This is a genomic window from Croceibacterium salegens (assembly GCF_009827435.1).
Classification (GTDB): Bacteria; Pseudomonadota; Alphaproteobacteria; order Sphingomonadales; family Sphingomonadaceae; genus Croceibacterium_B; species Croceibacterium_B salegens.
The window spans coordinates 86724-96764 of record NZ_WTYM01000044.1; the positions used below are offsets into that span (position 1 = coordinate 86724).

A 10041-nucleotide genomic window follows, 5' to 3' on the forward strand; every position below is an offset into this window, starting at 1 on the left:
CCTGACGCGCATGACAAGGCCATAGCTTGCCGCAACGGGCGTGCTTGCTACCATGATGGACGAAAGGAGTTCAGATGCCGGTCACCCGCTATTCCAAGGGAGCGATGCTCCTTCACTGGCTCATCGCCATCGCGGTCATCGTCAACTGGCGCCTCGCCGAGGCCGCAGAACACGTGCCGCACGACCAGCACCTGCAGGTCCTTGGGCCGCACATGGCTACCGGCATCCTGATCCTTGTGCTGAGCTTGATCCGGCTCGGCTGGCGCTTCACCCACGCACAGCCACCGCTCGGTTCGCACCTGCCGAAGTGGGAGGTCGTGCTCGCCCGTGTGGTCCATGTCGTGTTCTATGTGGCAATGATCGGGCTGCCGCTGATGGGCTGGATCGGCACCTCGATGCAGGATCACCCGATCGACTTCTTCGGCTGGTTCACCGTGCCGATGCTACCAATCGCCAAGGACGACCATGGCGGGCACGAACTGCTCGAGTTGCACGGGACCTTCGGCAACATCTTCATCTACCTGATCGGCCTGCACATCCTCGGCGCGCTCAAGCATCATTTCTGGGACAAGGACGGCGAGCTGTGGCGCATGCTGCCGTTCGGCCAGCCGCGCCAGCCCGAGGCGTAACGCAAAAGCCCCCGGCCTTGCGGCACGGGGGCTTCGCTTCCGCCGGTCCACTCCACCGGCGAAGAGTGGGTCCGGGCGGTTACCAGAAGAAGTCGTAGATCACGTCGACCACTTCGCCGGTGTACATGTCGACCAGCAGCGCATCGTCGTAATACCGCACCCAGCGATAGGGGCCGTAAACGTCCGGCAGGCGGTAGTTCCACGGATCGTTGATCCAGTAGCGGTTCGAATAGAACAGCGAGTCGAGGAAGAACCCGATGTTCAGCCGGCGATAGTAGTAGTTCCGGTACGGCGCATAGTAGATGCCGAGACGGTACGTGCTGCGGTGCGCGTTGCGGTAGTTGCGCCAGTCATACCGGCGGTCGTTGCGCCAGCCGTGGTTGTCCCAGCGGCGATGGTCGCGCTGGCCGTCGCGATATCCGTCGCGCCGGCCATTGTTGTAGGCGGCGCGATTGTCGCGGCGGTCGTCACGCCGGTCGGCCTGGCGGCCATCGCGATAGCCGTCACGGTAGGTCGAGCGATTGTCATTGCCGCGACGCCCGTCGTAGCTCCGGTTGCGCCCGTCGTAGCTCCGGTTGCGGTCGTTGTCGCTATAGGTGCGGTTGCGGTTCCCGTCGGCATAAGTCGCGTTGCGAGCGGGCGCGGGGACGTTGCGCGTCGCTGGCGGGGTGCCATTGCCACCGCGGTTCCAGCCATTGCCGCGCTGGCCGTTGTTGCCCGAACGCTCATTGCCGCGTGAAGTGTCGCGCTGGGCGACCTGCGGGGTGCCGCGATTGTCCCGCTGCCGGGCTTGCGGAGCCTGGCGAACTGGCGGACTCGAGCGCTGCTGCTGCTGCTGTTGTGGGGCGGGCTGCCGCGCGGTCGGCTGGCTGCGCTGCTGGCTGCGCGCATTGTCGCTGCGGGATTGGCGGGCGTTGTCCGATTTCGAGCTCGAACCCGATTGCCAGCTACGGCCCATGTTTTCACGGACATCGCGTGCGGCGACCGGTGTCGAGGCGAGCGCCAGCGCAGCCGCAATGGCCGCCACTGCCCCGCCGGTGAAGAACTTCCCAATTGTCATCGCGGCTACTCCTGAGCTTGCCGCTGAGTGGGATGCGGCCCCTTGAATGACTCCTTGTTATTCCAGCTGTGCTGACAAGAATGTGAACCACGCTGTATGCCTCCCGTTCAGGTTGAGAGGCTCCCACCTGAACGCTGGACCCGCGCCAATTGCGAATGTAGGGCCCTTGCCATGCAGCCATTCGCCAAGCTCTTGCGGCGGCTCGCCGAACGGGTCCCGGACGACCTCGTCGAGCTCCAGCAATGGCGCAGGCGGCTCGCCATGCTCGTCTCCGCTCTGCTGATCGGCCTGCTCGCGGTGGGCTTCGCCGCCGCCGGCGATTTCGCGCAGCGCGTGTTCGCGGCGCAGGCGGCGCGCGAATGGTACATGCCTTTGGTCCTCACTCCGGTAATCTTTGTCGTCATCGCCGCGCTGACCCGTTCTCTGGCCAACGAGGCGCGAGGTTCCGGCATTCCGCAGGTCATTGCCGCGAGCCGCGATTCGGAAAAGGCGGAGAGCGGCGAACTTCTTTCGGTCCGCACCGGCGTGGCCAAGCTTCTGCTCTCGGTCGGTGCGCTGTTCGGCGGTGCATCGGCGGGGCGCGAAGGGCCCACCGTGCAACTCGGCGCGGCCATCATGGTGCAGGTCCACCGCCTGCTAAAGGTCCGCGTTTCGCCCGGCGTGCTCATCGCGGGCGGCGCGGCGGGCGTCGCCGCGGCCTTCAACACCCCGCTCGCCGGGATCGCCTTTGCCATCGAGGAACTGGCTGTCGCCTACGAGCAGCGTGTCGCGGTGCTGGTGATGGGGGCGGTTATGATCGCCGGCCTGACCAGCCAGGGGATCGCAGGCGACTACGTCTATTTCGGTCACGTCGGCCACGGAATGCCGGTGTCGAGCGTGCTCGTCGCCGCGCCGCTCGCCGGCGTTCTCGGCGGAGTTGCCGGGGGGCTTTTCTCGCGTGCGCTCCTCACGTTGCGCGGACCGGGCGGCCGCTGGAGCGGCGTGCTCGGTAAGCGACCTCTGGTGACCGCGCTCGTCTGCGGAGTGATCGTCGCGGCGATCGGTGTGGTCGCAGGCGGTACGACCTGGGGCACCGGCTATGAACCGACCAAGGCGTTGCTCGAAGGCGCGCGCGGCGATTACTGGTTCGGCCCGGCCAAGTTCCTTGCGGCACTGGTGACCAGCGCTAGCGGCATTCCCGGCGGCATTTTTGCCCCCTCGCTGGCGGTCGGGGCAGGGCTGGGCAACCTGCTGACCCCGCTGTTTCCAAGCGAGCAGAGCGGCACCATCGTGCTGCTGGGTATGGCCGGGTACTTCGTCGGCGTCGTTCGTGCTCCTCTGACCGCAGTGATCATCCTCAGCGAGACGACCGGGACCACCGCGGTGATACTGCCGCTGTTCGCGACCTGCCTGATCGGCGACTGGGCCGGGTCGATGGTGTGCCGTGAGCGGCTCTACCACGCACTGGCGCGGGACTTCATGCCGCCGGTGCCAGAGGCGAAGGCGGAAGAAAACCGCTACACCTGACGCAGCCGAAGCTCGTGGCCCGCGACCGTTCGCCAGCCATTGAAGAATTGTTCACCCTGCGCGTTTAGGATCGCTCACAGCCGCCAAAAAGCGGAAGGGTTGCGCCTTGAGAGGGGCCTGAAGAGATGAACGCTGGCATGCGAATCCTGCTGTTGTTCGACAACAACGGCGCCGAATATGTCTCGCGAATTCGCGAATCCGTGACCCGCACGGGCCGATCGTCCGGTTTCCAGGTTGTATCGGAGAACCTTTTCTCCAGCGGCCGCCAGGTGGCAGACGTCATCGCCGACGACACGATCGCCGGCGTCATCCTCACGCCTCCATTGTCGGACGACCGCCATGTGCTGGGCCTGATCGAGGAGCGCAAGCTGCCCTACGTGCGGATCGCTCCGATGCTCGATCTCAGCCGCGGCTGCACGGTCATCATGGACGAGTACGACGCGGCGCGGGCGATCACCGACTACCTGCTGCAGCGCGGCCACCGGCGGATCGGTTTCGTGCGCGGACCGAACGTCCACCTCGTCTCGATGCGGCGCTACAACGGTTATGCCAACGCTATCGGCGGCAAGGGCTTGCGGATCGACCACGCGCTGGTCGCGCAGGGCGACTTCTCGCGTCAGTCGGGACGCGAGCAGGCTGCCGCGCTGTTCGCCGCCAAACCGACCGCGATCTTCGCCAGCAACGACGAGATGGCCGCGGGCATCATCGACGCCGCCGTTGCCTCCGGAATTTCTGTCCCGGACGACATCTCGCTGGTCGGGTTCGACGACAATGCCGTCGCCAAGACGATCCGTCCCGGCCTCACCACCGTGCGTCAGCCGCTCGAGGAAATGGGCGAAATGGCCTGCAAGCTGGTGGCGGAACGCGTCATCCACCCTGCACGCGGGGCGAGACATGAGCAGATCCCGTTCCAGATCGTAGAGCGGGCTTCGGTGATCGAAGCGGTTGCGCGCGCGGCCTGACGCCGCTTCAGAATTCGCGAGCGCTCAGGATCCGGGCCTGCTCCGGCCGCAGCTCGGCGTTGTGCACACTGTCACCTCGTGAATGTAGCGGTTCTTGCCGTTCAATATCCGGAACGTCTGGCTGGCCGGGGTTCCTGGGTGATACGGGCCGAGACCGGCATCGATCCACGAGAAGTTGTGAAAGATGCTGACAGCGCCGATGGTCTCGTCGATCACGTAGCGGCGGTTACCCGTGCTAATCGGCTGCGGGAACGCCCCCATGTCGCAAGTATTGCCCTCCGGGTTCCGACTGCCGGTGTAGATCCGGCCTTCGAGCCGGGCGCAGGGCGTACCGTGCGGCACGGGCAGGTCCGGTGCTCCCCAGTTGTTGATGTAGGCGTCGGCGGCGGCCTGCAGGACCCCGCGCCTGTCGCGCTTGTCTTCAGGGATCTCGCCCCAGTCCTCGACTCGTGTCTGGGCAAGGTGCGCGTCGGCGCCGAACACCCAGTCGCCGTCGTCGGTTACGATCGACTCCATCACGGTCACCTTGCCGGCGTCGTTCACCTCCATCCGAGTGTGGATGACGTAGGGGTGCGCGTTTGTGGCCGAAGTTATCTCTGTAAAGGTCGCACACTGCGTGGTGTCGAGGAAGCTGCGGGTGAAATCGACCGGCAGCGGCTGGCTGAGAACGCCCGCGCCAATAGCCACAGGCAGGTTGTTCTCTCCGTAATACGCCTTGTCCGCAAGCGGCAACTTGCCCGGGTCCCCGGCCGCCTGTGCCGCGACGTATGTGGCCGCGAGCCCTTGCAGCATCGCGCGGCTGCATTCGGCGTGGGCGTTTGTCGAAAAAGCCATCCCGGCCAGGGCAACCGACAGACCGATTGCGCCTTTGGTCCACTGCGACATGAATGTTCCTCCCCCTCGTTCCCGGCGTCAGACAGCACCCGGGCCGTCGCGTTCTAGGGTAACCGTAGCCCCGTTGTCAGCCCGGACTTGTTCCGGGCCAGTGCTTTACTTGGCAACGCCGGAAAAGTTGAGCACCGCCCCGGAACAAGTCCGGGGTGACGAAGTGGGTTTGCCTGCAAGGTTGCCTTAACGCCTCCCAAACCCCTCGTACCCCTCGACCGCAACCTCGCGCTCCTCGATCCGCTCGACGCGGGCATGCGAGGGTCCTTCGTGCATCGCCGCGATCATTTGCAGGACCGCAGCGTCCTCGCCCTCGACATGCGCCTCGACCGTGCCGTCGGGCAGGTTTCGGACCCACCCCGCCACGCCGAGAGAATGCGCAGTCCTGACTGTCCATTCACGATAGAACACGCCTTGCACGCGTCCGTGGATGATGAGATGGCGGGCGTTCATGCGGCCAACTTACTTCACCTCGTCATCCTCACGAAGTTTGGGATTCAGCGTCACGCGGCGCAGAGACCAGACTGGCTTCCCGCATTCGTGGGAATGACCTTAAGCGTGTGGAAAGCAGTCGTTGACCCTAAGCTCATTCTCCGAGAAGCCTCTTGTCCGCCAGCACCGCCTCAAGCGCCACGAGCCAGCTTTCGAAATAGCCGCGACTGGGGGTGAGCGGATCCTCGCCTTCGGCCTCAGCCACGGCTGCGATCAGCGCCTGCTGGAAGTCGGCCCATGCGAAGCGGCCTTGTTCGGCGAGGCTCACCGCCATCGCGAAGGCGCGGCGTTCCCATTCGTCGTGAAACACCAACTCTCCGCTCTTGCGCGGCAGCGCCTCACGCCCCGGCATTTCGGCAATGGCCGGATCGGCGAGCCGTTCCTGGATCATGCCGGCTCGACCTTGGTCACGCCGATCATCGCGTCGCGTTCGACCAGTTCGGCCAGCTGCTCCTCGCTCATCCCCTCGGTCCCGGCCGGTCGCTCGGGGAGGACGAGGTAGCGGACCTCCGCGCTGCTATCCCACACGCGCACTTCGACATCGTCGGGCAATTCGGTGCCGAAATCGGCGAGCACGCCGCGCGGATCGACCACCACGCGGCTGCGATAGGCATAGTCCTTGTACCAGGTCGGCGGCAGGCCGAGTACCGGCCACGGGTAACAGGAGCACAACGTACAGACGACGACATTGTGTATCTCGGGCGTGTTCTCGCACACCACCATGTGTTCGCCCTGTAGCCCGCCATAGCCGAGCTCGGCGATTGCGGCGGTGGCATTGTCCAGTAACCGCTGCTTGTACGCCGGATCGGTCCACGCACGAGCTACCACCCGGGCGCCATTCATCGGGCCAAGGTCGTTTTCGTAGATGTCCACCGCGCGGTCGAGCGCGCCGCGGTCGACGATCCCCTTGGCAACCAGCAAATCTTCCAGCCGCGCGACCTTTTCGGTCAGTTCGCGGTTGCGCTCTTCGCTGCGCTGGCTGCTATGATAGGGGCTCGGCGGCGCATCATGCGCATGGCCGTGGTCATGGGCGTGATCGTCGTGGCTCATGTCACGCCTCCCCTTCCGCACGCGGTTCCAGATAGCTTTCCCACAAATCGATATAGACGCAGTCGCGTCGTGTGACATTATCGCCCCACAATTCGCGCGCCTCGAACCGTACGCCGTAGAGCGGATGCGGGTTTTCGCCCCGGTCGTGGGCATGCGTGTCGGGAAAGACGTGGCAGCCGCGATAGGCGACCACCGTGCCGCGCTTTCCGCGCACATAGCGGGGCAGGCGGGTGTGACCTTTGACCTCCATGTTGCGGGCGCGGACCTCGTCGTCAGGCTTGAACGCAGGCGTGATATCGACATCGCGGATGGCCGGATCGCCACCCTTGAGAAAAGCGGCAATCGCCTCCGCGTCGGGAGCAGGGAAAGGCAGTCCCGGCTTGAACTTGGACTTGCCGGTCACGATTTCCTCCGCCGTGGCGAAGCCCAGTTCCTGCGACAGCATCGCGACCATAGTCATCCAGCTCTCGAAATAGCTCTGATTCAGGTAGCGGGGCGGCTCGATTCGCTCGCGCGCATGGCGGCAGCGGTCCACCGGACCGAGGAACGGCGTCGCCAGCAGGTTCAGGGCGAAGGCGCGCCGCTGCCAGTTGTGGTGGAATGGGTGATACCCGGGCTCGGGGATCACCGGCCCGAACGTGGTGATTCCGCCCATGTCGTGGATGCCGTCCATCAGCTTCTCCCAAAGCCTCGATGCAGTGGGTCAGTAATCGTAACCCTCGAATAGCATAGCAGGTCACGAAATCGTTGGGACAGATATTTGGTGGTGCACAAATGTCCGCAATTAGGTCGTTAGCGGCTGGTCCGTTCTTGGCGCTCTGCCAGCTCGGCGTTGAGGTCGCGAACTGGGTGGAAAGCGGACGGCCCGTCAGCCTTCGAATATTTCTTTCATTAGCGGTCGGTCATAGTCGAGCAGCCAACTTCTGAACTGGTCATAAAGTCCAGCTGTTTGCTCTTTGGTGATTGAGGTGATGTCCATCCCCCGGTCGTCGTAGGCGTCGACCGACACACCGTGCGCCAGATTCACCAGTTTGGATTTGACTGGCGCAACAGGGCCGATGCCGATGTCCTGCGCGACTTGATTCCAGATCAGAATATCCGCCTGATCCCAAGTCAGATTAACCGCGCGGTGCACCCAAAGCTCTGCCTCATCGTCCTCGTCATCCCCGGGCCAACAATAGCCTTTCCAGGTCGCAAGAGCCGCCTTGGTCGGCACTCCCAACTCCTCGAGATAGTCAAAGCCCGTTCCCCCCATCCAACCGTGCTGTTCAGCTCTTATATCTGTTCTGGGGTCGGGATAGGCAGCGATAACGCCGATCAGTCCGTCCGTTGGAAGCGCAGCTCGGGCCAGGCAACGGGCGCGATCATAGCTAGTCGTGAACATCGTCAAATAAGCGCCGCCCTCATTTAGCCCAAACCTGAGCCGATGCGGCGAGGCCCACAAATTGCGCTCCCAGTCTGGACCCAAAGTCAAAGTCATTGTTCGTCTATAGTTTGCAGTGCAAGACGTCCGCAATTGGGTCGTTTGCGGTCGGTCCGCTCCCGACGCTCGAATAGCTCGGCGACGAGCTCACGACGAGGTGGTTAGCTGACATTGGCCTTCGTCGGCCTCCAAGGTAGCGACGTAAGGTGTTAGGCGGCTCTCAGGAGGAAATCGGCAGTCTTTTGCGGCTCATCGATCATCATCATGTGCCCACCGTCCCATGCTTCGACATACCAACTGCTATCATCTTTGTAATTGTCGTAATTGCCCTGGAACAGCGGCGAACTGCGTATCCACAAATAGGCTTTTTTGGCGATGCCATCGACTGCGCCAGTCAGCGAAATCGGCTCGGACCCGGTCCCAATCGGCGTGGGTGTGTAGCGCCAACGTTGGTCTTGCGGGATTCCGAACTCGTCCATCATCGCGGTCGGCATCGGAAACGCAGCGGGAGCTCCGCCGGTTGAGGGGCCTGGAGGCGGGCCGGGAGGCGGCCCTTCGGGACTTCCGGGCACCCTACTCAGGCTCAGAACTGAATCTCCGTCCTTGGGCAGAAAGGCGTCGAGATAGACTAGGGATGAGATGCGCTCGGCCATCCGGTCGGCAGCTCCGGTCGCGGGAACGCCACCATAGGAATGGGAGACCAGGACGACATTGTCCAATTCGTGAAATTTGATCGCGTTTACGATGTCGGTGATGTGAGTGGTGAGGTTGATCTCGTTGTTCAGGCGGTGCGAGTCCTCGGCTAGGCCGCTCAGTGTGAGCGCGTGGACAGTGTGACCCTTGGTGCGCAATATCGACGCCACCTCGTCGTAAACAAATGCTCCGCACCATGCACCCGGCACTAGCACGAAAGTCTTGCTCTCGCTGTCTGGCGCCCGGCAGACCTGCGCCTTCGCATTGGTTGAGGCAAACGCGGCCCCAGCGGCCAGCGCCCCGCTAGAGAGCTTCAGGAAATCGCGCTTATTCATTGTGAGTCTCCTTTCCCTGATCCTTCCAATACACAAAGCCACGTGACGGCCGGCACCTTCCAATTTGCTTCGAACGTATAGAAGCTAGCATGACGTTCCATCGCGGCCGAACTATGTAGGTTGAGCTGTTTCGAAAGCGTCCGCTTTGGGTCGTTTCCCACTTGGCAGCTAAGGGGGGAAAGTGATTTCTTCTTCGAGCCCGATATTTAGCTTACAAACCAGTTGAAGAATGACCGCCAAGGCCTCGTCTGCGCCAAGGTGAACATCGATACCTGCATGGCAAACATAAGTCCTGCGGCGATGAGGAATGGGTTGTGCCTTCCCAGCTTGCGGCGTTCCCATAACCCAAGTGTCAGCAAGACAATGTCCAACAATAGCCATGAACCGACGAGGACCGGGAAAGTCGCCTCCGTGGGAGCCGTGCGGTTGATGATGCGATCTGTCGCTGCAGTGATGATGGGGAACACCGTGCATAGTATATAGCGTGCGTGGAGTGCAGTCCGTTTCCGGTGGATGAGTGCCAGTGTGAAGAAAGCTCCAAAGAGCGCGGCACTGGCCAGGGAAATGAACAGGAAGGGGGGAATCATCGCGACCTGTTCTTCCGGGACGGCTTGATCCGGCCCGACCATGAATATCAACTGCTGCCGGATCAGAAGGACCATGACGGTGAGGATGAAAGCCACAAAGAGCGGCGTTATCCTGCCGATCTGCCGGTGCAGGGATCTATAGCCCTTTCGTATCAACAGCGGTTGAACGACAAGCAGACAGAACCAGAGCGTCATCGAAATCGCATGGACATAGTAGAGCGGAAACTGCTGCCTGGCCTGGGTCATATGAAATGGGCCGGAAAAATATGTCGGCCAGAAACCCCAGATCGCAACTAGGAAAAAGCCAAGAAAGATTAATGCCCCGAAGCGCGAAAGCAGCCCAGTCATAATCTTGCCCCCAAAGACGCTGCTGCGAACCTTAGCATGGGCGGCTAGGTGCTCCAAATCTCCAATGTTTT

At 62.8% G+C, this 10041-nt stretch carries 12 protein-coding genes; 3 read left to right on the plus strand and 9 right to left on the minus strand.

Annotation, left to right across the window (positions count from 1 at the left end):
• The first annotated feature begins 74 nt into the window (after window positions 1–74).
• Window positions 75–629 (plus strand): cytochrome b, encoded by a 555-nt coding sequence (locus GRI89_RS11255; RefSeq protein ID WP_159795348.1) that lies wholly within the window; start codon window positions 75–77, stop codon window positions 627–629.
• 79 nt (window positions 630–708) lie between these two features.
• On the opposite strand, the gene GRI89_RS11260 is transcribed toward GRI89_RS11255, so the two are convergent.
• Window positions 709–1689, minus strand: a complete 981-nt coding sequence (locus tag GRI89_RS11260) for an RcnB family protein (protein ID WP_235913281.1) — start codon at window positions 1687–1689, stop codon at window positions 709–711.
• Between the two features lie 171 nt (window positions 1690–1860).
• On the opposite strand from GRI89_RS11260, the gene GRI89_RS11265 reads away from it, so the two are divergent.
• Both GRI89_RS11265 and GRI89_RS11270 read left to right on the plus strand, forming a co-directional pair.
• Window positions 1861–3195 carry a chloride channel protein gene (locus GRI89_RS11265; RefSeq protein WP_159795351.1) on the plus strand — a complete coding sequence of 445 codons (1335 nt, stop codon included), beginning with the start codon at window positions 1861–1863 and terminating at the stop codon, window positions 3193–3195.
• 125 nt (window positions 3196–3320) lie between these two features.
• Window positions 3321–4157 (plus strand): substrate-binding domain-containing protein, encoded by an 837-nt coding sequence (locus GRI89_RS11270; protein ID WP_159795354.1) that lies wholly within the window; start codon window positions 3321–3323, stop codon window positions 4155–4157.
• A 24-nt stretch (window positions 4158–4181) separates the two neighbouring features.
• Here the strand turns inward: GRI89_RS11270 and GRI89_RS11275 are convergent, their stop codons facing one another.
• The 8 genes from GRI89_RS11275 to GRI89_RS11310 all read right to left on the minus strand — a co-directional run.
• On the minus strand, window positions 4182–5042 hold the full coding sequence (locus tag GRI89_RS11275; RefSeq protein ID WP_159795357.1) for a hypothetical protein: 861 nt from the start codon (window positions 5040–5042) through the stop codon (window positions 4182–4184).
• Window positions 5043–5228: 186 nt separating this feature from the next.
• Window positions 5229–5495, minus strand: a complete 267-nt coding sequence (locus tag GRI89_RS11280; protein ID WP_159795360.1) for an acylphosphatase — start codon at window positions 5493–5495, stop codon at window positions 5229–5231.
• A gap of 133 nt (window positions 5496–5628) precedes the next feature.
• Complete coding sequence (locus tag GRI89_RS11285; protein WP_159795363.1) at window positions 5629–5925, minus strand: nitrile hydratase accessory protein; 297 nt, start codon at window positions 5923–5925, stop codon at window positions 5629–5631.
• A complete protein-coding gene (gene nthA, locus GRI89_RS11290; RefSeq protein WP_159795366.1) occupies window positions 5922–6584 on the minus strand; it encodes a nitrile hydratase subunit alpha in 663 nt (220 codons plus the stop codon). Before nthA ends, GRI89_RS11285 begins: the two co-directional genes overlap by 4 nt.
• Before the next feature lies 1 nt (window position 6585).
• Entirely contained in the window at window positions 6586–7257 is a 672-nt protein-coding gene (gene nthB, locus GRI89_RS11295; RefSeq protein ID WP_159795369.1) for a nitrile hydratase subunit beta, read from the minus strand.
• 195 nt (window positions 7258–7452) lie between these two features.
• Window positions 7453–8064, minus strand: a complete 612-nt coding sequence (locus GRI89_RS11300; RefSeq protein WP_159795372.1) for a DUF3885 domain-containing protein — start codon at window positions 8062–8064, stop codon at window positions 7453–7455.
• Window positions 8065–8216: 152 nt separating this feature from the next.
• Entirely contained in the window at window positions 8217–9035 is an 819-nt protein-coding gene (locus GRI89_RS11305) for an alpha/beta hydrolase (protein ID WP_159795375.1), read from the minus strand.
• 206 nt (window positions 9036–9241) lie between these two features.
• Window positions 9242–10041, minus strand: an 800-nt coding sequence (locus GRI89_RS11310; RefSeq protein ID WP_235913283.1) for a hypothetical protein, incomplete at its 5' end; no start/stop codon positions are given.

Excerpts from the sequence above, each read along its gene's own strand:
- GRI89_RS11255 (WP_159795348.1), top strand. The coding sequence starts at position 75 with ATGCCGGTCACCCGCTATTCCAAGGGAGCGATGCTCCTTCACTGGCTC.
- GRI89_RS11260 (WP_235913281.1), bottom strand. The coding sequence starts at position 1,689 with ATGACAATTGGGAAGTTCTTCACCGGCGGGGCAGTGGCGGCCATTGCG.
- GRI89_RS11265 (WP_159795351.1), top strand. The coding sequence starts at position 1,861 with ATGCAGCCATTCGCCAAGCTCTTGCGGCGGCTCGCCGAACGGGTCCCG.
- GRI89_RS11270 (WP_159795354.1), top strand. The coding sequence starts at position 3,321 with ATGAACGCTGGCATGCGAATCCTGCTGTTGTTCGACAACAACGGCGCC.
- GRI89_RS11275 (WP_159795357.1), bottom strand. The coding sequence starts at position 5,042 with ATGTCGCAGTGGACCAAAGGCGCAATCGGTCTGTCGGTTGCCCTGGCC.
- GRI89_RS11280 (WP_159795360.1), bottom strand. The coding sequence starts at position 5,495 with ATGAACGCCCGCCATCTCATCATCCACGGACGCGTGCAAGGCGTGTTC.
- GRI89_RS11285 (WP_159795363.1), bottom strand. The coding sequence starts at position 5,925 with ATGATCCAGGAACGGCTCGCCGATCCGGCCATTGCCGAAATGCCGGGG.
- nthA (WP_159795366.1), bottom strand. The coding sequence starts at position 6,584 with ATGAGCCACGACGATCACGCCCATGACCACGGCCATGCGCATGATGCG.
- nthB (WP_159795369.1), bottom strand. The coding sequence starts at position 7,257 with ATGGACGGCATCCACGACATGGGCGGAATCACCACGTTCGGGCCGGTG.
- GRI89_RS11300 (WP_159795372.1), bottom strand. The coding sequence starts at position 8,064 with ATGACTTTGACTTTGGGTCCAGACTGGGAGCGCAATTTGTGGGCCTCG.
- GRI89_RS11305 (WP_159795375.1), bottom strand. The coding sequence starts at position 9,035 with ATGAATAAGCGCGATTTCCTGAAGCTCTCTAGCGGGGCGCTGGCCGCT.